The organism is Nocardia huaxiensis (assembly GCF_013744875.1).
Lineage (GTDB): Bacteria > Actinomycetota > Actinomycetes > Mycobacteriales > Mycobacteriaceae > Nocardia > Nocardia huaxiensis.
The window spans coordinates 7555975-7577928 of the sequence record NZ_CP059399.1 but is presented as its reverse complement, the minus strand read 5'-3'; the positions used below and the strand labels follow the sequence as shown (position 1 = coordinate 7577928).

Here is a 21954-nt window from a genome sequence, read left to right as displayed (position 1 = left end):
GTGCGGTCAGATCTGGTCGAAGGCGGCTTCGGCGGCGGGGGTGGCGGCCTTGCGGTCTTCCTCGACCAGGCCGATGCGGGTGCGGCGGTCGAGCATGTCGTCGGCTTCGAGAGCGCCCTCATGGGTGATGGCGTAGACGAATTCGGCGGCGATGACGTCCATTCCGGGGGCGACGGGTTCGGCCAGGGCCGGATTCGCCTGGGCCAGTTCGACAATGGCGGTGGCTTCGCTGCCGTAGCGTTCGATCAGGCGGGTGGGGGCCTGGATTCGGTCGCGGGCCGCGCCGGAGACCGCGCCGACCAGGGGCAGGTCGCGGGTGCGGCAGGGGGAGGCCGTCAGACCGGTGTGGGCGATGACCGCGTCCACGGTGTCCTCGGCCATCTTGCGGTAGGTGGTGAGTTTGCCGCCGACGACGGTGATCACGCCGGTCGGGGAGGTGAGGACGGCGTGCTCGCGGGAAATGTCGGCGGTGCTGTTGTCGCCGGTGCGCAGCAGCGGGCGCAAACCCGCGAAGGTGCCGCGAATGTCATTGCGGGTGAGGGGTTTGCGCAGCACCGTATTGACGGTGTCGAGCAGGAAGTCGATCTCGCCGTCGGTGGCGTGCGGGACATCGGGGACCTGGCCGGGAGCTTCCTCGTCGGTCAGCCCGAGATACACGCGATTGTGCGCGGCGGGGAACGCGAAGATGAAACGGCTGGTGCTGCCCGGAATCGGCACGGTCAGCGAGGCCGACAGGCCGCCGAAGGCCGCCGCGTCGAACACCAGGTGCGTGCCGCGCGACGGGCGCAGCTCGATGCTCGGATCCACCTGATCCGCCCACACGCCGGTCGCATTGACCACCGAACGCGCTGTGACGGTGAAGCTTTCACCGGTCAGACCATCGTGCAGCGTCGCACCCGTGCCGGTCACCTCGGTTGCCTCCACGCGCGTGAGCACCCGGGCTCCATGCCGTGCCGCGGTGCGCGCGATGGCCACGACCAGGCGGGCGTCGTCCACCAATTGCCCGTCCCAGGCCAGCAATCCGCCGCGCAGCCCGGACCGGCGCACGGTCGGCGCGAACCGCGCCGCCTCGGCCGCCGCCACCCGCCGCGAGCGCGGCAGCACCGCCGACGACGTTCCCGCCGTGCGCCGCAGCACGTCCCCGGCCACGAATCCGGCCCGCACCAGAAGCTTCTGCAGCACACCGATATTCGGCAGCAGCGGCACCACCTGCGGCAGCGCCCGCGTCAGGTGCGGTGCGTTGCGGGTCAGCAGCAGGTCGCGCTCCACCGCGCTCTCGTGTGCGATCCCCACCCCGCCACTGGCCAGATACCGCAGCCCGCCGTGCACCAGCTTGGAACTCCACCGGCTGGTCCCGAACGCCAGATCATGCTTCTCCACCAGCACGGTCCGCAGGCCCCGCGAGGCCGCGTCCAACGCCACACCCGCACCGGTGATCCCGCCACCGATCACCAGCACATCGATCTGCGCGCCGTCGCCGAGCGCCTGTAGATCCCGTCGCCGCTGCGCGGCGTTCAGAGCGCCGCGCGAGTTGAGGGAGTTCGCGGTCATGATGTGGCCTTTCGCGGTGGAGATAGGTAGCTGTCGATGGCGTGGGTGAGTTCTGCGTCGAGGCTGTCGGAGTCGAGCAGATCGGCCACCGTGCCCGCGGACTGGACCGCGGACTGGGCCATGAGCAGGAGCATGGTGGCCAGGTGGTCGGGGGAGCCCGCGCGGATGGAGCCGTCCTGCTGGCCGGTGCGGATTCCGTCGGCGAACAGGGTGATGAGGGCGCGCTGATTGCGGCCCAGGCGTTCGAAGACGTAGGTGAGCATGACGTCGGCGTCGGCGCGGAAGATCTTGGCGAACAGCGGGTTCCGGCGGATGGTGGCGGCGCCGCCGACGATGGCGGCGGTCAGGCGCGCGCGGCCGGTGCCGGTGGCGGGCACGGCCTCGGCGATGATCTCGCGCAGTTCCCGCACCAGCAGGTCGGCCACCAGGGAGCCGGTGTCGGCCCAGCGCCGGTACACGGTGGGGCGGCTGACGCCCGCGCGCCGCGCGACCTCGGTGAGGGTGGTCCGGCGCACGCCGAATTCGGCCACGCACGCGCGCGCCGCATCGAGGATTGCCTGGTCGACGGCGGAGGAGGGTTCGGTCGAAGCCATAGGTAGCACCACCGGAGCCTAGTGTTCGTTACTGCTTGACATTCTATGTCACACTGTAACGCATGGTCGACACTTCAGCACCCTCCCCATCGGCGGCAAACCCGGGCGAGCCGCAAGCCCGCCCGAGTATGGTGTGGGACGCCTGGGGCTCCCCCTCCGGACACAAGCCGCTGTCCGATCAGATTCGGGGACTGCTCGCACAGGTATTCGGGGTGTCCGGTGAGCCGGTGGCCCGTCGCGATGAGGGCGACGTACCGCTGCGCGCATCGGCCCTCACCCCCGCGCAGCTCGCGGAACTCACCGAGCTGCTCGGCGCCGAGAACGTATCGACCGGCAACCTCGACCGGCTGCGCCACGCGGGCGGCAAGTCCACCCCGGACCTGTTGCGCCGCCGTGCTTCCGGTGAACAGGACGCCCCCGACGCCGTCGTCTTCCCGGCCGACCACGACGAGGTTCGCGCCCTGCTCGTGCACTGCGCTGAAAACGCCATCGCCGTAGTGCCTTTCGGCGGCGGCACGAGCGTGGTCGGCGGACTCGACCCGGTGCGTGCGGATTTCGCCGCCGTCATCGCCGTGGACCTGCGCCGCCTCGAAACCGTCGCCGATATCGACCCGATCAGCGGCACCGCCACCCTCGGCGCCGGACTCACCGGACCGAAGGCCGAGGAACTGCTTGCCGCGCACGGCCTTTCACTCGGCCACTTCCCGCAGAGCTTCGAATACGCCACCATCGGCGGTTTCGCCGCCACCCGCTCCTCGGGCCAGGCGTCGGCCGGCTACGGCCGCTTCGACGACATGATCGAACGGCTCCGGATCGCCACTCCGGCAGGCACTCTCGACCTCGGCCGTGCCCCCGCCTCGGCCGCCGGACCCGATCTGCGCGAACTCTTCTCCGGCTCCGAGGGCACCCTCGGCATCATCACCGAGGTCACCCTGCGCGTGCACCCGGTCCCGGAAACCACCGCCTACCAGGCCTGGTCCTTCCCCGACTTCGCCACCGGCGCGAACGCCCTGCGCACCGTCATCCAGGCGGGCGCGGCCCCGACCGTCATGCGCCTGTCCGACGAGGCCGAAACCGGCCTCAACCTGGCCCGCGCCGGAGATATCGGCGGCGCGGCCGTCGGCGGCTGCCTGGCCGTCACCACCTTCGAGGGCACGGCCGCGCACGTGGCCGCCCGCAGCGCGGAGGCGTACGCCCTGCTCGAGGCCGCCGGTGGCAAGGCGCTCGGTGAAACCCCCGCCGCGGAATGGGAGCACGGCCGCTTCTCCGCGCCGTATCTCCGAGACTCCCTGCTGGACGTGGGAATTCTCTGCGAAACCCTGGAAACCGCCACCAGCTGGACCAATCTCGCCCACCTGAAGGCGGAAGTCACCGCGGCCCTGGTGAACACGCTCACCAAGGGCGGCGCACCGGCCCTGGTCATGTGCCACATCTCGCACACCTACCCGACCGGCGCCTCGCTGTACTTCACCATTGTCGCCAAGCAGGCCGCGGATCCGATCGCGCAGTGGGCCGAGGCCAAACGCGCCGCCGGTGACGCCATCGTGGCCGCGGGCGGCACCATCACCCACCATCACGCCATCGGCGCGGACCACCGCCCGTGGATGACCGACGAGATCGGCGATCTGGGCGTGCGGGTGCTGCGCGCGGTGAAACAGGCCATCGACCCCACCGGAATCCTCAACCCGGGGAAACTGATCCCGTGACGAACCGCACCATCCGCTCCATCGCCCTGGTGACCAACCCGCTCTCCGGCGCGGGCAAGGGCGCCCTGGTCGCCGTCGACGCCGCGAACGGATTCGCCGCGCGCGGCATCGAGGTCACCGAACTCTGCGGTGACTCCGCCGCCGATACCGAACGCCTGGTGCGCGCGGCCCTCGCCGACCCGGTCACCCGTCCGGACGCCGTGGTGGCGGCCGGCGGCGACGGCCTGGTCGGCGTGGTCCTGCAGGCCCTGGTCGGCACCGGCGTCCCGCTGGGCCTGGTGCCCGGCGGCACCGGTAACGACCTGGCCCGTGAGGTCGGCGTCCCCGACGGCACCGACGCCGCCATCGACGTGGTGCTCGGCGGCCGCACCCGCACCATCGACCTGGGCGCCGTCGAAACCGAGGCGGGAGCGTCCCCGACCTGGTTCGCGACGGTCACCGGCACCGGTCTCGACGCGCGAGTCACCCTGCGCGCCAATCACATGCGCTGGCCCAAGGGCCCGCTGCGCTACACCGCCGCCGCGCTCATCGAACTCGCGGGCAAGCTCGCCGTCCCGTACCGCATCGAACTGCACGGTTCCCCCGATCACCGGGACGGCACGGTCTTCGAACTGCCCGCCGTCATGGTCGCGGTCGGCAATACCCGCACCTACGGCGGCGGCATGCTCATCTGCCCCGACGCCGTCATCGACGACGGCCTGCTCGATCTGACGGTGGTCGGCGCCATGTCCCGCCTGGATATGCTCCGCCTGCTGCCCGCCCTCTCCTCGGGCAAACGCATCGACCACCCGGCCACCGTCCAATACCGCGCCGCCCGCATCAAACTGACGGCCCCGGACGCCCCCGCCACCGCCGACGGTGACCCGGCGGGCATGCTCCCCGCCACCTTCCGCGCCCTCCCCGGCGCACTGGAAGTCCTGGTCCCCTGAAAACGGGTGTGGCCCTCACCTTCTGGTGAGGGCCACACCCGGGTGCGTGCTAGAAGTCTTGGACGATGACCACGCCATCGGGCACGGCGACCACGGCAATGGATCCGTTCGGATGCGAGGCCGCCTCACGGATGATCTCCGGCATGTCCGCGTAGATCCGCGAATCCTCTTCCGGCAGTGCCGAATCGGGTGCGAGGCTCACCGAGAGCGCGTCCCGGGGCGCGTACTTCTCGACCAGCGCGGGCACCGGGCCATTGGCCAGGGCCTGGGTTTCACCGGGGGACAGGGCAACTCCGACCGCGCCCACCTCCGGAATGGCGATAGGTGTTGCGGCGGAAGCACTTCCGGCCGCGAGAACACCGGCGGCGGACAGGCCCGCGAAGGCACTGACGGCGACAATCGTACGAACCCGCATATCGACTCGCTTTCCTGACGGAGGATCTCGAGCTGTGGAAGCGGCTGGCGCCAACCGTGATAGTCAGAAAACATCACCGCAGGTGGCCCTGGCAATGGAAAGCGACGCACGGCATACGCCGCAGGGCCGGAGACGCACATCACGTCTGCGGCCCCGCGGCCGGTTCAGAGCAGCCAGGGATTGGTCGAGCACACCAGATCCGGATGCGCGACCGGATCCAGCGCGTGCAGCGCGATCGACACCGCCCGCGGCGAGAACAGCATCGAATTGTGGTCGGAAGTGTCTGCGCCGCAACCGTCCTGGAGTGTCACATTGTCGACGGTCGCGCCCGGCCCGGCGGTCAGGAACGTCTGGGGCGCGGGCGTGGACACCTCGTCCAGCTGGTCGGCCACGATCGTGTAGTGCACGCCCGGCACGGTGTCCCCGCCGTCATTGAGCGCGGTCAGCACCGGTGACCCCACGAGCTGCTGAATACCGGCGTGCCCGATGAGATCCTCGGTCGGCTGCGTGAGGTTCACGCCCAGCAGTCCCGACAGCGGCCCGAGCAGATTGCCGAGCCCGGCCAGGGTGGTCCCGTGATTGGTGGCCCCGAAGGTGATGAGGTTCGCCACCTTGTTGTCGCTCGGGTCGGCCGGGTCCGCGCCGCCGTCGAACTTCAGGTATTCGCGCGCCACCACGCCGCCCTGCGAGTGCCCGATCAGGTCCACCTGGGCGGCTCCGGTGGCCGCCCGCACCCGATCGACGAAGTCGGCGAGCTGTCGCGCGGAGTCCTCGATGTAGCCGGTGGCCCCGATGGTCGGCTGCACGAGCCCCGCGCCGGGTGCGTTCGCGCGCCCGTAATTGAAGGTGAAGACGCAGTACCCGGCCCGCGCCAATTGCGGCGACATATACGAGTAGGCGCTGAACGCGCTGGCCCAGGTGCCGTGCACGAGCACCACCGGACGCGGATGGGCCGCGTCGGGCTTGCAGTTCCAGTCGTTGGAACCCTGTGGTGCGACATCGGGATTCGCGAGGCCGTAGGCCACGGCGGCCGCTTCGTCCCGGAACTCCGGACCGTAACCCACGGTGTCGGAGGAGTGGGACCCGGAATCCGCGTGCGCCACACCGGTATTCATGCCGAGTGTGACGAACGCGGCCGCCGCCAGAATCGCGGCGGTGTGCGGCAAACGACGAATGATTCGTCTCATGGCGGTGCCTCTTTACCTGAAAAACTGGATGGGGTGCAGGTGAAATGCGAAGGCATTTGCCGATATTGAACTGGTCATCGGCTCAGCTTCGAAATGAGGCTAACTCGCTGTGAAAAGAACCGTTGCTGTGTCGGTGCTCACCGAAATTCGTGGTTGCCTGTGAGGCCCTCGCAGGCAGGTGAAAAGCCGAGCTGAACGCCCATTCGACAATGGGGAACGGAATGTCGCGCCGCGCGGTAAAGAATTGTTTGCCTGCTGTTAGCTTTCCTCGCTCAGGCGGCAAAGGACACTTCGTGCAATTCGGTCACCGCCGCGCGATCCAGAATCACCACCGAGATCGGTTCCGGCCGCGGTTTCGTCCCCGCCGCCACCGCGCCGACCAATCGCCGCCACTTGAGGCAGTGCAGGGCGAAACTCCACCGCCGCACCTTCCGTCCGCGCGCGATCTGCCCGGCCCAGGCCAGCTCGGCCGGGGCGTCGATCATGATCAGATGAACCGGCCGGTCGGTCGCCCGCGCCCAGGCCGCCACCAGCCGCCGCACCCACTGCCGCGTCCCGCAGTCGTGAATGATCACCGGCCCGGCCGCGTCCCGCAGCGCCGCCCGAATCCGCGCGTAGTGCGTCACATGCACGATCGGCAGCCACAGCGGATACGGCACCGCGCCCAGCCGCCGCTGCCAGGAATTGCGGGCATGCTGCGAATCGATCAGCACCGCACCGGCCGGGCTCACCGCGGGCCCCACACCGTCCGAGGAAAGACCGAACAGTTTGCGCAGGGCGGTGCTCTTCCCCGCACCCGGCACCCCCGTGATGATCACCGCCGCGCTTGCCGGATACCGCAATTCATCGATCGGATTGCCGCGTAGGTCATGGACACGATCGGGAATGACGATCCGGGCGGGCGTGGAATGGAGCGAGCCGGAGTCGAGCGGGGGGTTCACCCCTTCAGGATCGGCACCGAAATGGCTTCGGACAACCGGGAATTCCCTGAGATTTCGCTGATTTCCGCGCACCCGTCATCCAGCGGCCACCGTCATCGAGCAGACTCGCTGGTCCGGACACTTGCGCCGGAGCGCTCCCGCGGCGTTAACACCGGTGGAGGTGAGAGATGCCACCAGCGGCCGGACCCGCCGCGACCGCGGTCCGGATCGCCGTGCCGCCATCACACCGCACGCCCGCGCATTGTGAGCGCTCACACCGCCGGGAGCGCGAATCCTGGTCCCGCACCGAGGATTCGGCCGCAACCTGAGAATTGATTATGGATTCCGGAAGCCCTCCGGAAACGGCGGTAGGCTTGCTTTCGAGGGCGGGGCTTACGGTGTCCCTCATCCACCGCAAGCCCCGCTCTTCGGCTATCCAAAACCCGGTAGAGGTGGCAGAATCGCGCCCCTTAGAATCGCCAGGTGACCAGCACAGCCTCTGAGAACCCGCGAAATCGTGCCGATGCCCTCCCGAAAAGCTGGAACCCCAGCGAAGTCGAGGCCGACCTGTACGAGCGCTGGGTAGCCGCTGGTTACTTCACCGCGGACGCCACCAGCGACAAGCCCCCGTACTCGATCGTGCTGCCGCCGCCGAACGTCACCGGCTCGCTGCACATGGGCCACGCTCTCGACCACACCCTCATGGACCTGCTCACCCGCCGCAAGCGCATGCAGGGCTACGAGGTGCTGTGGCTGCCCGGCATGGACCACGCCGGCATCGCCACCCAGACCGTGGTGGAGAAGCAGCTCGCCGTCGACGGCAAGACCAAGGAAGACTTCGGCCGCGAACTGTTCATCGACAAGGTCTGGGACTGGAAGCGTGAATCCGGCGGCCAGATCCAGGGCCAGATGCGCCGCCTCGGCGACGGTGTCGACTGGAGCCGCGACCGCTTCACCATGGACGACGGGCTCTCCCGCGCCGTGCAGACCATCTTCAAGCGCCTCTACGACGCGGGCCTGATCTACCGCGCCGAACGCCTGGTGAACTGGTCGCCGGTGCTGCAGACCGGCATCTCCGACCTCGAGGTGGACCACAAGGAGGTCGACGGCGAGCTGGTGTCCATGCGCTTCGGGTCGATGAACGACGACGAACCGCACGTGATCGTCGCCACCACCCGCGTGGAGACCATGCTCGGTGACACCGCCGTCGCGGTGCACCCGGACGACGAGCGGTACCAGGCGCTCATCGGCACCACCGTCTACCACCCCATCACCGGCCGTCAGATCCCGATCGTGGCCGACGACTACGTCGATCCCGAATTCGGTTCCGGCGCAGTGAAGATCACCCCCGCGCACGACCCCAACGACTTCGAACTCGGCCTGCGCCACGGCCTGCCCATGCCCACGATCATGGACAAGACCGGCAAGATCGCCGACAGCGGAACCGAATTCGACGGCATGGACCGCTTCGAAGCGCGCGTGAAGATCCGCGAGCGCCTGGAGGCCGAGGGCCGCATCGTCAAGCGCATCCACCCGTACAAGCATCAGGTCGGCCACTCGGAGCGCTCCGGCGAGCCGATCGAGCCCCGCCTGTCCATGCAGTGGTGGGTCAAGGTCGAGGGCATCGCCAAGGCCGCAGGCGACGCGGTCCGCAACGGCCAGGTCACCATTCACCCGCCGAGCCAGGAACCGCGCTGGTTCGAGTGGGTCGACAACATGCACGACTGGAACATCTCGCGTCAGCTGTGGTGGGGTCACCGCATCCCGATCTGGTACGGCCCCGAGGGCGAGATCGTGTGCGTCGGCCCGGACGAGCAGGCCCCCGAGGGCTGGGTGCAGGACCCGGACGTGCTCGACACCTGGTTCTCCTCCGGCCTGTGGCCGTTCTCCACCATGGGCTGGCCGGACGCCACCGCCGAGCTCGAGAAGTTCTATCCCACAAGCGTTCTCGTCACCGGCTACGACATCCTGTTCTTCTGGGTGGCGCGCATGATGATGTTCGGCATGTTCGTCTCCGACGACGACGTGCTCACCGCGGGCAAGGACGCGAACGACAAGCAGGTGCCCTTCCGGGATGTGTTCCTGCACGGCCTGATTCGCGACGAGCACGGCAAGAAGATGTCCAAGTCGCGCGGCAACGGCATCGACCCGCTGGACTGGATCAACGAATACGGCGCGGACGCAACGCGATTCACCCTCGCGCGCGGCGCACAGCCGGGCAGTGACCTGTCCATCGGCACCTCGCACGTGACGGCCTCGCGCAGCTTCGTCACCAAGCTGTTCAATGCCACCAAGCTGGCGCTCATGAACGGCGCGCAGCCGGGTGAACTGCCCGCCCGCGACACCCTCACCGACACCGACCGCTGGATCCTGGACCGCCTCGACGAGGTGATCGCCGAGGTCGACGCCGCCTTCGACCGCTACGAATTCGGCAAGGGCTGCGAGGCGCTCTACCACTTCACCTGGGACGAATTCTGTTCCTGGTACCTGGAATTGGCCAAGGTGCAGTTCGCCGAATCCGAGGAGCGCGCGGCCGCCACCCGCATCGTGCTCGGCAATGTGCTCGAAGCCGTGCTGCGCCTGCTGCATCCGGCCATGCCGTTCGTCACCGAAACCTTGTGGCAGAGCCTGACCGCCGGGGTGGCGGGCGACTCCATCGTCATCGCGCCCTGGCCGCAGGTCTCCGGCGTGGCCGCCGACAAGACCGCCGACACCCGCATCGCGGACCTGCAGAAGCTGGTCACCGAGATCCGCCGCTTCCGCAGCGATCAGGGCCTCACCGACAAGGAGAAGGTGGCCGCCCAGCTCATCGGCATCGAGGCCGCCGACCTGGTCGGGCAGCTCGGCGACATCACCAACCTGGCCAAGCTCACCGCGCCCGCCGACGATTTCGCCGCCACCGCCTCGCTGGAGGTGCGCCTCACCCACGGCACGGTGACCGTCGAGATCGATACCTCCGGCAATATCGACCTCGAGGCCGAGGCCCGCCGCCTGGAGAAGGATCTCGCCGCCGCGCAGAAGGAATTGGCCGGCACCACCGCCAAACTCGGCAACCAGGGCTTCCTGGCCAAGGCGCCGGACGAGGTGGTCGCCAAGATCACCGCGCGCAAGGAGCTCGCCGAATCCGAGGTCGCCCGCATCGGCGTCCGGCTGGCCGAGATCGCCGAGCTGGCGGCTCGCAAGTGAGCGCCGACGAGCGTCGCTACGCCGAGGAGGGGCCGATGACCACCGGCACCTCCCCGGTGGACCTGGCCGAAATGGCCTTGGTCGAGGCCGAACTCGATCAGCGCTGGCCGGAAACCAAGATCGAGCCGTCGCTCACCCGCATCGCGACGCTCATGGATCTGCTCGGCTCGCCGCAGCAGAGCTACCCGGCCATCCACATTGCCGGAACCAATGGCAAGACCTCGGTCACCCGCATGATCGACTCGCTGCTGACCGCCCTGCACCGGCGCACCGGCCGCATCACCAGCCCGCACCTGCAGCTGGCCACCGAGCGCATCGCCATCGACAACGCGCCCATCACGCCGGGTCGGTACGTCGAAACCTGGCGGGAGATCCAGCCTTTCGTCGCGATGATCGACCAGCAGTCCGCGGCCGCGGGCGGACCGGCCATGAGCAAGTTCGAGGTGCTCACCGGCATGGCGTACGCGGCCTTCGCCGAAGCGCCGGTCGATGTGGCGGTCGTGGAGACCGGCATGGGCGGAACGTGGGACGCCACCAACGTGATCGACGGACAGGTCGCCGTCATCACGCCGATCGGCTTGGACCACACCGACTATCTCGGCCCCGACCTCGCCTCCATCGCGGGGGAGAAGGCCGGGATCATCAAGAAGGCCGTCGACGACGGGCTCGTCCCGCGTGACACCGTCGCCGTCATCGCCCAGCAGGAGCCGGAGGTCATGGACGTCCTGCTGCGCCGCGCCGTCGAGATGGATGCGGCTGTGGCGCGCGAAGGTTCGGAGTTCCAGCTGCTGTCGCGGCGCGTCGCCGTCGGCGGCCAGGTCCTGGAACTACAGGGCCTCGGCGGGGTCTACGAGGACATCTTCCTGCCGCTGCACGGGGAGCATCAGGCGCGCAATGCGGTGCTGGCGCTGGCCGCCGTCGAAGCGTTCTTCGGCGCGGGCGCGTCCCGGCAACTCGACATCGACGCTGTCCGAGCCGGTTTCGCCAATGCCGTCTCGCCCGGTCGCATGGAGCGCATGCGCAGCGCGCCGACCATCTTCCTCGACGCCGCGCACAACCCGGCCGGCGCGCAGGCGCTGGCGGCCACGCTGACAAGCGAATTCGATTTCCGCAAACTGGTAGGTGTGATCGCGGTACTGGGCGACAAGGACGCCGGCGGCATCCTCGACGCCCTCGAACCGGTCTTCGACGAGATCGTCGTCACCGAGAACGGCTCCCCGCGCGCCCTGCCCGTGGACGATCTGGCCAACCTCGCGGTGCAGCGTTTCGGTGACGAGCGGGTGGCCGTCGCGGCCGACCTGGCCGACGCCATCGAAACCGCCATCGCCCTCGCCGAGGGCGGCGAGGACGCCGAGTTGATCTCCGGCGCCGGCATCGTGATCACCGGATCGGTCGTCACCGCCGGGGCGGCCCGCTCGCTGTTCGGAAAGGATCCAGCGTGACCGAGGACTCCAAGCCCGCCGTCCCGCCGCCCGCCACCGACCCGTGGAAGGGCCTGCGCGGCGTCATGGCCGGCACGCTGGTCCTCGAGGCCATCACCGTGCTGCTCGCCCTCCCGGTGATCAGCGCCGTCGGCGGCGGCCTGCGCTGGTGGTCGATCCTCTACGTCGTGGGCTTGGCGGTGGTCATGTTCCTGGGTGCGGGATTGCAGCGCCGCCCCTGGGCCATCCCCTTCAACCTCGGCCTCCAAGTCCTTTTGCTCGCAGGCGGTTTCATCCACCTGTCGATCCTGGTGATCGCGGTCGTCTTCATCGCCGTCTGGGGTTTCATCCTCATCCTGCGCGCCGACGTGCAGAAACGCATGGACGCCGGGCAACTCCCCAGCCAGCGAATGTCCGGCGCCTGAACTGTCGGTTTCCATCGCGCCCGCGAGCCTCCCGCTCGCGGGCGCGATTGTTTGTTATGTCTACCTGCCCGTTAGGCTGCACGCGTGACTGAGCAGACGTTGGTACTCATCAAGCCCGACGGCGTGGCCCGGGGCCTGATCGGTGAGATCATCACCCGCATCGAGCGCAAGGGCCTGAAGTTCGCCGCCCTCAAGCAGCTGAATGTCTCCGAGGAGCTGGCGGCCGCTCATTACGCCGAGCACGCCGAGAAGCCGTTCTTCGGCTCCCTCATCGAATTCATCACTTCGGGTCCGGTCGTCGCGGCCGTGCTCGAGGGCCCGCGCGCCATCCCCGCCTTCCGGCAGATCGCCGGCGGCACCGACCCGGTCGAGAAGGCCGTCCCCGGTTCCATCCGCGGCGACTACGCCCTCGAGACCCAGTTCAACCTCGTGCACGGCTCCGACTCGCCCGAGTCCGCCAAGCGTGAGATCGCCCTCTGGTTCCCGGAGTTCGCTCTCTGAATCGCGAGCTGACGACCCCGTACCACCAGGTGCGGGGTCGCTCGCACATCTCCCCGTCCAGCGACTCGCGACGGCCCATCCTGGGTTCATCGGCGCGACGCTTCGGCACGGTGTGGGATACTGGCTCTGGAAGTAGCCATCGCCGGCCGTTTGCGGCAGGTGTATAGCCACCTCCGATTGACACCGCGGCACGACGGACGATCATCGCTGCCACCGACAGCTCCCAAGACTCGGCTGACCGGCGGCACGCTGGATGAACGCTCGTGGCGTGGAGTTGAGCCAACAGCCAGGTTCCGCGTGACCAGTTAGCCCGAACGACGAAGACACAGGTGGTAACGGGCCACGCGGAGCGCCAGACCTATCGACTCGCGCCCCGAGGGGTGCGCAGACGAAACGACAGTGCCCCCGCGTCGGCCGCGTCACTCTTCGGAGGGACGCGCCCGGGGGCCCGAGGAGAATTCGTGGCCGATCAAGAGCCGCTGGAAGCATCGCAGAACAACGGTGCGGGGGATACGAGCCCGGCTGCCGAACAGTTGCCGGAACGGATCCGAGTGCACGCACTGGCGAAGCTGCTGGGCGTCACCAGCAAACGTATCCTGGCCCACCTGACCGAGATGGGTGCGCAAGCCCGCAGCCCGCAATCGAGTCTGGACCGGACAGTCGCCGAAACCGTGCGGGACGCCTTCGGACCGCGCACGGTCGAGGAGGAGACACCCGCCCCGCAGGCCATCACCGAGACCACCGTCGACGAGGCCATCGCCGCGGGCGACGACCGCGCCGCCGACGAACTCGCGGCCGAAGAGGTCGAAGCGGCCGAGGCATCCGTGTCCGGTACGGCCGCCGGATCCTTGTTCACGGCCGTGCCGGAGCCCGAGCCCGCGGCCGGATACACGCCGCAGCAGGCCCTGTTCACCAACCCCTTCCAGACCAGCCCGTTCCAGCAGGCGCCGCAGGTCGAGGAGCCGGTGCAGTACCAGGCCCCCGCTGTGGCCGCGCCGCTGTTCGTGGCGCCGGATGTGGCCGCCGCTGAGGAGGCCCGGCGCAAGCGCCGCGCCGACCGCAAGGCCCGCACCGAAGAGCGTGCCGCCGAGGAGAAGTCCGTCGAGGCGCGCGCGGTCGAAACCCGGGCCGCCGACGAGAAGGCCGCCGAGGACACCGCGTCCGAGGAGACCGAGGAGGACGGCGACTGGACCGACGAGCAGTCCCGCGAGGAGCGCGGCGAGGGCACCTCGCGCCGGCGCCGCCGGGGCCGTCGCGGTCGTGGCCGGGGCCGTGGCGAACAGCACAGTGACGCCGACGGTGACGAGGCCGACGAGGACGCCGACGAGCAGTCCGGTGAGGCCACCGAGGCCGAGGACCAGTCCGACGACACCGACGACGACGAGGACTCGGCCGCCGTGCCGGAGGGTTCGAGCAGCCGTCGCCGCCGTCGCCGTCGCCGCCGCAAGGCCGGGGACGAGGACACCGACGAGCCCGCCGCCGACGACCCGCCGAACACCGTTGTGCACGAGCGCGAACCGCGCTCCAAGCGCCGCGCCGCCAAAGAGGTGGACGAGGTGCAGGGCATCAGCGGTTCGACGCGGCTCGAGGCCAAGCGTCAGCGCCGCCGCGACGGCCGGGAGGCCGGTCGCCGTCGTCCGCCGATCCTGACCGAGTCGGAGTTCCTGGCTCGCCGCGAGTCGGTGGATCGCGTGATGGTGGTGCGCGAGAAGAACTTCCCCGATCATCCGGCGGCCACCATCCAGGTCGCGGTGCTCGAGGACAACATCCTGGTCGAGCACTTCGTCACCAGCACCGGGTCGGCCTCCATGGTCGGCAATGTGTACCTGGGCAAGGTGCAGAACGTGCTGCCCTCCATGGAGGCGGCGTTCGTCGACATCGGCCGCGGCCGCAATGGCGTGCTGTACGCGGGTGAGGTGAACTGGGAGGCCGCCGGTCTGGGCGGCAAGGAGCGCAAGATCGAGCAGGCGCTCAAGCCCGGTGACACCGTGCTGGTGCAGGTCTCCAAGGATCCGGTGGGCCACAAGGGCGCTCGCCTGACCACGCAGATCAGCCTGGCCGGTCGCTTCCTGGTGTACGTGCCGGGTGGCACCTCCACCGGCATCTCGCGCAAGCTGCCCGATACCGAGCGCAAGCGGCTCAAGGAGATCCTGCGCGACATCGTGCCGCAGGACGCCGGCGTCATCATCCGCACCGCGTCGGAGGGTGTGAGCGAGCCGGAGCTGGCCAAGGACGTCGAGCGGCTGCAGAAGGCGTGGCGGGCGATCGAGGAGCAGTCCAAGAACGGCTCGGGTGCGCCCAAAACCCTGTACGAGGAGCCGGACCTGCTGGTCAAGGTCGTGCGCGACCTGTTCAACGAGGATTTCTCCAAGCTGGTCATCGAGGGCGAGCGCGCCTGGTCGACCGTGGAGAACTACGTCCGCACGGTCGCTCCGGACCTGCTGGCCCGCGTCGAGCGCTACGACACCCCGGGTGTCGACGTGTTCGGCAGCTTCCGCATCGACGAGCAGCTGGCCAAGGCGCTCGACCGCAAGGTGTGGCTGCCCTCGGGCGGCACCCTGGTGATCGACCGCACCGAGGCCATGACGGTCATCGACGTCAACACCGGCAAGTTCACGGGTAGCGGCAACTCGAACCTCGAGGAGACCGTCACCCGGAACAACCTGGAGGCGGCCGAGGAGATCGTCCGCCAGATGCGCCTGCGCGATATCGGCGGCATGATCGTCGTCGACTTCATCGACATGGTGCTCGAGTCCAACCGGGATCTGGTGCTGCGCAGGCTGACCGAGGCCCTGGGCCGCGACCGCACCCGTCATCAGGTCTCCGAGGTCACCTCGCTGGGCCTGGTCCAGATGACCCGCAAGAAGCTGGGCACCGGCCTGGTCGAGGCGTTCTCCACCACGTGTGAGCACTGCCACGGCCGCGGCATCCTGGTGCACAACTACCCCGTGGAGTCGGCTCCGGCCGAGGAGGGCGTGGGTCGTCGCGAGGGTTCGCGCCGCCGCCGCAAGGACCGTGGCGCTGCCGCCGCCGAAACCCCGGCCGTGGAGGCCACGCCGGAGGAGAAGCCGGAAGCCAAGGACGCCAAGGACACTCGTGAGGGCCGTGACGGTCGCGAGGGCAAGGAGAAGGCCGCCGCCAAGCGCGCCCACCCGGTTGCCCTGGCCATGGCTGCACACCACCACGACGACGAGCACGCCGACCTGACCGTCGATCTCGCCGACGCCGACGAGGCCGTCGCCGCGGTGGCCGGAGCCGAGGCCGTCGCCGAGGTGGCCGACGCGAACGAGACCGCCGAAGCCGAGGCCGTCGACGCGGCCCGCGCCCAGGACGAGACCCTCGCCGAGACCGGCCGGCCCGTCACCAACGGAACCAGCCCGGCCGCAGCCGAATCCGAGGTTCAGGAGGCCGCCGACAAGGTGGTCGCCGAGCCCGCGCTCGAGCCGGCCGCCGCTGCCGCGGTCCTGGTCACCGATGCGCAGGCGGCCTCGGGCGCCCAGTCGGAGCCGAAGCCGGCCGTCGCCGAGACCGAGGCGGCCGTCCCGGCCCGGAGCCGTTCCCGTCGTCGCGTGGCCCGCACGGCCGCGGCCCCGACGGGCGAGAGCAAGGGCGCGGTCTTCGTCCTCTCCAGCGCGGACCAGCCGCAGACCCCGGCGTTCACCCTCGACGACGCTCCGGTGGAGGTCACCCCGCGTGCCCGCCCGCGTCGCCGCGCCGCCGGCCGTGCCGCCGGCGCCCCGGAGAGCGGCAACTGACCCAGGTCGTCGGACGACAATGGCCCCGCTGGAATTCCAGCGGGGCCATTGCGTTGCCGATTACCCGAGCGCGTACTCGAACCAGATGCGATGCGTCCCGTCCTCATCGACGGCCATGCCGCCATTGCCGGTGATCCCCGCCAGATCGCCGGTGCCGCTGCCCGGCACGATGACGAAGAACTCGTCGCGCCGATCGGTGCCGAGTGTGGAGGCCGAGTGCGCGAAGTTGAAGGCCCCGGCCTTCCCGCCCACGGTCCCCTCGAAAGATTCCATGGCCACATAGGTTCCGACGCCGGACGCCTGATCGAACGCGGAGGTGAACAATGTCGCAGCCCGGCCGACCACTTCGCCTTCGAAGTGCTTCTCCATCTGTGCGACGCCGACCGCCAGTCCGGTCGGGACGGCCGGATCGGGAACAACCTCGGTGGGAACGAAGGATTTGACGCTGAAGGTGCCGGTAGCTCGCATGCGGGAATCGTGTCACGCACCACCGACACGATCTTGTAAGAACGCGACAACCCCCGGTTTGGCTGGGATTGGGCCGGTCCTGTAGTCTTGGTCAGTCGCTGCCAGGTGACAGCAGTCTGCTGTGACCATCGCGTTAGGTGCCCGAATCTCTTCGAGAGTCACCGGACGCTAGAGCGGCGGGATTACCAGACCAGTCTGCGGCGGTATTCGGTGTGAATCGAACTCCGGCCGTGTGAGCAGAGTGCCGCGATGGCATTCGATGACAGAGAGAAGGGCAGCCGACCGATGGCAACGTACGCGATCGTCAAGACCGGCGGAAAGCAGTACAAGGTCGCGGTCGGTGACCTGGTGAAGGTCGAGAAGATCGAGGGTGAGCCGGGCACGTCCGTGTCCCTGGCGCCGGTGCTGGTTGTGAATGGCGCCGAGCTGACCACCGATGCTGACAAGCTGGCGAAGGTCTCCGTGTCCGCCGAGGTCGTCGAGCAGACCAAGGGCCCGAAGATCCGCATCCACAAGTTCAAGAACAAGACCGGCTACCACAAGCGTCAGGGCCACCGTCAGAAGCTGACGGTCCTGAAGGTCACCGGCATCAAGTAAGAGTTCCGACCAGGGGTTCGCACCCCGGGCATGAGCGGTCAGGCCCGGAGGAGGCAGCCTGCGTAACCACGCAGGGCCCCGATCATGCCCGAATAGGCACTGCACGAGGAGTACTGAGACATGGCACATAAGAAGGGTGCATCCAGCTCGCGCAACGGTCGCGACTCGAATGCCCAGCGGCTCGGTGTGAAGCGCTTCGGCGGTCAGACCGTCAAGGCGGGCGAGATTCTCGTTCGTCAGCGCGGCACCCACTTCCACCCCGGCGTGAACGTCGGCCGTGGCGGCGACGACACGCTGTTCGCCCTCGAGGCGGGCGCGGTGCAGTTCGGCACCAAGCGTGGTCGCAAGACCGTCAACATCGTGGTTCCGGAGCCGGTGTCGGCCTGACGCCGTCCGGAGGTTCCTCCACATAGCTTTCCGAAGCGGGTCAGGGTGCGGAAACACCCTGGCCCGCTTTGTTTGTTCTCGCGTCCGACGCGAGGCGCAGTAGTCCGCGGCACGGCGAGGGAGACCGGGGGCTAGGCCCCCGGACCCCTTTAGAAGGAGGATGATCAAAGCCATGTCCAAATTCATCGACCGTGTCGTGCTGCACGTGCGCGCGGGTAAGGGTGGGCACGGGTGCGCCTCGGTGCGCCGCGAGAAGTTCATGCCGCTCGGCGGCCCCGACGGCGGCAATGGCGGCAATGGCGGGGATGTGATCCTCGAGGTCGACCCGAATGTGCACACCCTGCTGGACTTCCATTTCCATCCGCATGCCAAGGGTGGCAACGGCAAGCCCGGTGAGGGCGGCAACCGCAATGGCAAGCAGGGTGAGGGGCTGCTGCTGAAGGTGCCGTCGGGCACGGTGGTCATGAGCCCCGAGGGCGAGATCCTGGCGGATCTGGTCGGTGTGGGCGAGACGTTTGTGGCGGCGCAGGGCGGTCGCGGCGGTCTGGGCAATGCGGCGCTGGTGTCGAAGGCGCGCAAGGCGCCCGGTTTCGCGCTGCTCGGTGAGGACGGCCAGGAGCGCGATCTCGTGCTCGAGCTGAAGTCGGTGGCGGATGTGGGCCTGGTGGGTTTCCCGTCGGCCGGCAAGTCGTCGCTGGTGTCGGTGCTGTCGGCGGCCAAGCCGAAGATCGCGGACTACCCGTTCACCACGCTGGTGCCGAATCTCGGTGTGGTGCAGTCGGGGGACACCACGTTCACGGTCGCCGATGTGCCGGGTCTGATTCCGGGTGCGAGCGAGGGCCGTGGTCTGGGCCTGGACTTCCTGCGGCATCTGGAGCGCTGCGCGGTGCTGGCCCATGTGGTGGACTGCGCGACCATGGAGCCGGGCCGCGATCCCATCTCCGATATCGATGCGCTCGAGGCCGAGTTGGCCGCGTATCAGCCCGCGCTGAAGGGTGACGCCGGGCTGGGTGATCTGGCGGATCGCCCGCGCGTGGTCATTCTCAACAAGGCCGACATCCCCGATGCCGACGAGCTGGCCGATTTCGTGGAGCCGGAGCTCGCCAAGCGCGGCTGGCCGGTCTTCAAGATTTCCGCGGTGAGCCGGGAAGGCTTGCGGCCGTTGACGTTCGCGCTGGCCGAGATGGTCGCCGCCTACCGTGCGGCGCAGCCGAAGGCGGAGGCCAAGCGGCAGGTCATCCGCCCGGTTGCCAAGGGCGACAGCGGTTTCCGGGTCATTCCGGATCCGGAGGTGGAGGGCGGCTTCATCGTCACCGGGGAGCGCCCGGAGCGCTGGGTGCATCAGACCCAGTTCGACAACGATGAGGCCGTGGGCTACCTGGCCGACCGCCTGGCCCGCCTGGGTGTCGAGGACGAGCTGGTCAAGCTGGGCGCCGAGCCGGGCGCGTCGGTGACCATCGCCGACTACTGCTTCGACTGGGAGCCGTCGATCTCCGCGGGTGTGGAGACCCTGATGACCCGTCGTGGCGTGGACCCGCGCCTGGATCAGACCGAGCGCATCGGCGCGGCCGAGCGCAAGCACGCCTCCCGGGTGCGTCGCGGCCTGGTGGACGAGAACGAGGGATAGCTCACATGCCGCGCCGGAAGGCGTTGCGGTGAAAGAGGATTCGATACGGCATCGGCGCGGTGACGCACGGTGCCGGTCGATCCGCCCACAGCGGCGCGGGCGGGTCGGGAACAGCATTCGGGTGCGGCGTCGCGTTCGACGCGCGGCGCGGGCGAATTGAGGTGTGGTGCAAGTGAGTTCGACCGGTACGCAGGTTACGGAACTCAGTGAGGCGCGGCAGGCGATCGCGTCGGCGCGCAGTGTGGTCGTGAAGATCGGCTCCTCGGCGCTGACCAGCCTGGAGGGCGGCCTGGACACCGATCGGCTGGACAAGCTGGCCGATGCGGTGGAGGCGCGCATGCGCGCGGGCTCGGACCTGGTCGTGGTGTCCTCGGGTGCGATCGGCGCGGGCATGGCTCCGCTCGGATTGTCCAAGCGGCCCAAGGATTTGGCGACCAAGCAGGCGGCGGCCAGTGTGGGCCAGCTGGCGCTGGCGCACGCGTGGGGCACCTCGTTCTCCCGCTACGGCCGGGTGGTCGGGCAGGTGCTGCTGTCGGCCGGTGATTTCGGCCGTCGCGAGCATCATCGCAATGCCCAGCGCACCCTGGATCGGTTGCGGTCGCTGCACGCCATCGCGGTGGTGAACGAAAACGATACCGTCGCAACGGAAGAGATCCGTTTCGGCGACAATGACCGGCTGGCCGCGCTGGTGGCCCACCTGGTGGGCGCGGACGCGCTGGTGCTGCTGTCGGATGTGGACGGCCTCTACGACGGCGACCCGCGCAAGGGTGACGCCAATTTCATTCCCGAGGTGCGCAGCAGCGCCGATCTGGACGGTGTGATCGCGGGCAGCGGTGGCGCGCTCGGCACCGGCGGCATGGCCTCGAAGTTGCAGGCGGCGCGCCTGGCCGCGGATGCCGGGGTGCCGGTGCTGCTGGCCGCCGCCTCCGATGCGGCCGCGGCGCTGACGGGTGCGAGCGTGGGCACGGCCTTCGCCGCGCGCCCGGTTCGCCTGTCCGCCCGCAAGTTCTGGGTGCGGCATGCCGCGGACAGTCATGGCGCGGTGCATCTGGACGACGGTGCGGTGCGGGCGGTGGCCGATCGCCGCCACTCGCTGCTGGCCGCCGGTATCACCGAGGTGCGCGGCCGTTTCTACGGCGGCGATGTGGTGGATCTCGTTGCCCCCGACGGCCGTATCGTGGCGCGCGGGGTGGTGTCCTTCGACAGTGATGAGCTGGAGACCATGAAGGGCCGTTCCACGAGTGAGCTCGCGGAGGGTTTGCAGCGTCCGGTGGTGCATGCCGACGATCTCGTCAAGGTCTGAACATTCCGTCGCGAAAGTCTGACCAGTCGGTACGATAAGCCGCAAAATACCTCTCGCACAGGACAATTCGACCGATTAGGACTGGTCGCCCGCTTATTACTTGGGCGTGTCTTGCGGTGCGTCGAATTAATGGGCAGTGGAAGGCCACCGAAAGGGCGGTGGGCGGACAACGGCTCCGGGTCATCCTGTAGTTGCACCCGGCGCCGCATCGAGATGTGCCCTTCGCCGATAGCGGTTGCCAGGATCCGGTGCGGTCCGCCCTTGCCGCGCCGGGCTCGCGGTCCGGTAACCGTCCACGGCGCCGGGTGCGCCCCGCTCCGCCGTGGAGGTTAGTAGGTATGTACGTACCGGACAGCACACCCATGTGGCGGGCGAGCGGCCGTGACGACGTCTCCCTGCTGCCCGACTGGCACGAACTGCTGGCCGCCTTCTGCGGCCACATAGGCGACCAGTCCGACGACCACCCGGTGACCCGCTGGGCCCGCGCCCTCGCCGAACTACATCTGGAACGCAGACAACACCCCGGCGACGCCGGCGGCATAGACGAGCTACGCGCTCGAATGGTGACGGTCATCGACGAATGGGTGGCCGCCCGTGCACGTCGGCGGGGTGTGACACGGACGGAATCCCTCGGCTCGCTCGTCGACGCCATGGCCGCCGCGCACGTGCGCGCGGTCCACCTGCTGCGCACCGCGGAGAAGGTGAGCGACGAAGAGGTGCACGCCGCCTGGTTCATGCTCGCCCAGATGGCCGACGGCTGGACCGACCGCGCCGCCGGCATCGTGGCCCCGCGCGCGGCGCGCGGCGACGGCTCCTGGGCGCTGCGCGGTGATGGCGGGCGATCCCGCGACGGCACTGTGCCGCACGGGGATTCGGAAGAACGACGCACCGCCTGAACGGGTGGTGCGGCAGAACGGCGTACCGCCCGAGCGGGCGGTACGGCAGAGCGTCGCACCGTCCGAGGAAGCGGTGCGACAGGGACG

General features: G+C 69.1%; 18 protein-coding genes. 12 read left to right on the top strand and 6 right to left on the bottom strand.

The annotated features are described in order from the left end of the window. Positions 1 to 6 precede the first annotated feature (6 nt). Both H0264_RS34705 and H0264_RS34700 read right to left on the bottom strand, forming a co-directional pair. On the bottom strand, positions 7 to 1551 hold the full coding sequence (locus tag H0264_RS34705) for a glycerol-3-phosphate dehydrogenase/oxidase (protein ID WP_181581444.1): 1545 nt from the start codon (positions 1549 to 1551) through the stop codon (positions 7 to 9). Next, positions 1548 to 2144: a TetR/AcrR family transcriptional regulator gene (locus H0264_RS34700; protein WP_181581443.1), complete on the bottom strand. Its 597-nt coding sequence runs from the start codon at positions 2142 to 2144 to the stop codon at positions 1548 to 1550. Before H0264_RS34700 ends, H0264_RS34705 begins: the two co-directional genes overlap by 4 nt. Before the next feature lie 128 nt (positions 2145 to 2272). Here H0264_RS34700 and H0264_RS34695 point away from each other — a divergent pair, with 128 nt between their 5' ends. Further along, on the top strand, positions 2273 to 3850 hold the full coding sequence (locus tag H0264_RS34695) for an FAD-binding oxidoreductase (RefSeq protein ID WP_181586058.1): 1578 nt from the start codon (positions 2273 to 2275) through the stop codon (positions 3848 to 3850). After that, complete coding sequence (locus H0264_RS34690; RefSeq protein WP_181581442.1) at positions 3847 to 4779, top strand: diacylglycerol/lipid kinase family protein; 933 nt, start codon at positions 3847 to 3849, stop codon at positions 4777 to 4779. The genes H0264_RS34695 and H0264_RS34690 overlap by 4 nt, the downstream gene beginning before the upstream one ends. Before the next feature lie 49 nt (positions 4780 to 4828). Here the strand turns inward: H0264_RS34690 and H0264_RS34685 are convergent, their stop codons facing one another. The 3 genes from H0264_RS34685 to H0264_RS34675 all read right to left on the bottom strand — a co-directional run bounded on the left by H0264_RS34685 (position 4829) and on the right by H0264_RS34675 (position 7322). Next, complete coding sequence (locus H0264_RS34685; RefSeq protein WP_181581441.1) at positions 4829 to 5194, bottom strand: hypothetical protein; 366 nt, start codon at positions 5192 to 5194, stop codon at positions 4829 to 4831. Between the two features lie 164 nt (positions 5195 to 5358). After that, positions 5359 to 6381: an esterase/lipase family protein gene (locus H0264_RS34680; RefSeq protein ID WP_181581440.1), complete on the bottom strand. Its 1023-nt coding sequence runs from the start codon at positions 6379 to 6381 to the stop codon at positions 5359 to 5361. Positions 6382 to 6653: 272 nt separating this feature from the next. After that, positions 6654 to 7322: an AAA family ATPase gene (locus tag H0264_RS34675; protein WP_231084419.1), complete on the bottom strand. Its 669-nt coding sequence runs from the start codon at positions 7320 to 7322 to the stop codon at positions 6654 to 6656. A 462-nt stretch (positions 7323 to 7784) separates the two neighbouring features. On the opposite strand from H0264_RS34675, the gene H0264_RS34670 reads away from it, so the two are divergent. From H0264_RS34670 to H0264_RS34650, 5 genes are all read left to right on the top strand, one after another. Then, positions 7785 to 10487: a valine--tRNA ligase gene (locus H0264_RS34670; protein ID WP_181581439.1), complete on the top strand. Its 2703-nt coding sequence runs from the start codon at positions 7785 to 7787 to the stop codon at positions 10485 to 10487. 35 nt (positions 10488 to 10522) lie between these two features. After that, positions 10523 to 11929 (top strand): bifunctional tetrahydrofolate synthase/dihydrofolate synthase, encoded by a 1407-nt coding sequence (gene folC / locus H0264_RS34665; protein WP_181581438.1) that lies wholly within the window; start codon positions 10523 to 10525, stop codon positions 11927 to 11929. A gap of 65 nt (positions 11930 to 11994) precedes the next feature. Beyond that, positions 11995 to 12333 (top strand): DUF4233 domain-containing protein, encoded by a 339-nt coding sequence (locus tag H0264_RS34660; protein WP_181586056.1) that lies wholly within the window; start codon positions 11995 to 11997, stop codon positions 12331 to 12333. Between the two features lie 84 nt (positions 12334 to 12417). Next, positions 12418 to 12834 (top strand): nucleoside-diphosphate kinase, encoded by a 417-nt coding sequence (gene ndk / locus H0264_RS34655; RefSeq protein ID WP_181581437.1) that lies wholly within the window; start codon positions 12418 to 12420, stop codon positions 12832 to 12834. Between the two features lie 461 nt (positions 12835 to 13295). Next, positions 13296 to 16589: a translation initiation factor IF-2 N-terminal domain-containing protein gene (locus tag H0264_RS34650; RefSeq protein WP_420832014.1), complete on the top strand. Its 3294-nt coding sequence runs from the start codon at positions 13296 to 13298 to the stop codon at positions 16587 to 16589. A 60-nt stretch (positions 16590 to 16649) separates the two neighbouring features. On the opposite strand, the gene H0264_RS34645 is transcribed toward H0264_RS34650, so the two are convergent. Continuing rightward, positions 16650 to 17057 carry a DUF3224 domain-containing protein gene (locus H0264_RS34645; RefSeq protein WP_181581436.1) on the bottom strand — a complete coding sequence of 136 codons (408 nt, stop codon included), beginning with the start codon at positions 17055 to 17057 and terminating at the stop codon, positions 16650 to 16652. Between the two features lie 285 nt (positions 17058 to 17342). On the opposite strand from H0264_RS34645, the gene rplU reads away from it, so the two are divergent. The 5 genes from rplU (at position 17343) to H0264_RS34620 (ending at position 21867) form a co-directional block, all read left to right on the top strand. Next, positions 17343 to 17654, top strand: a complete 312-nt coding sequence (gene rplU / locus H0264_RS34640; RefSeq protein WP_181581435.1) for a 50S ribosomal protein L21 — start codon at positions 17343 to 17345, stop codon at positions 17652 to 17654. Positions 17655 to 17774: 120 nt separating this feature from the next. After that, positions 17775 to 18041, top strand: a complete 267-nt coding sequence (rpmA, locus tag H0264_RS34635) for a 50S ribosomal protein L27 (RefSeq protein WP_067544283.1) — start codon at positions 17775 to 17777, stop codon at positions 18039 to 18041. Between the two features lie 172 nt (positions 18042 to 18213). Further along, positions 18214 to 19668 carry a GTPase ObgE gene (gene obgE / locus H0264_RS34630; protein ID WP_181581434.1) on the top strand — a complete coding sequence of 485 codons (1455 nt, stop codon included), beginning with the start codon at positions 18214 to 18216 and terminating at the stop codon, positions 19666 to 19668. A gap of 172 nt (positions 19669 to 19840) precedes the next feature. Next, entirely contained in the window at positions 19841 to 20971 is a 1131-nt protein-coding gene (gene proB, locus H0264_RS34625) for a glutamate 5-kinase (RefSeq protein ID WP_181581433.1), read from the top strand. A 338-nt stretch (positions 20972 to 21309) separates the two neighbouring features. Continuing rightward, a complete protein-coding gene (locus H0264_RS34620) occupies positions 21310 to 21867 on the top strand; it encodes a DUF4254 domain-containing protein (protein WP_181581432.1) in 558 nt (185 codons plus the stop codon). Positions 21868 to 21954: the final 87 nt, after the last annotated feature.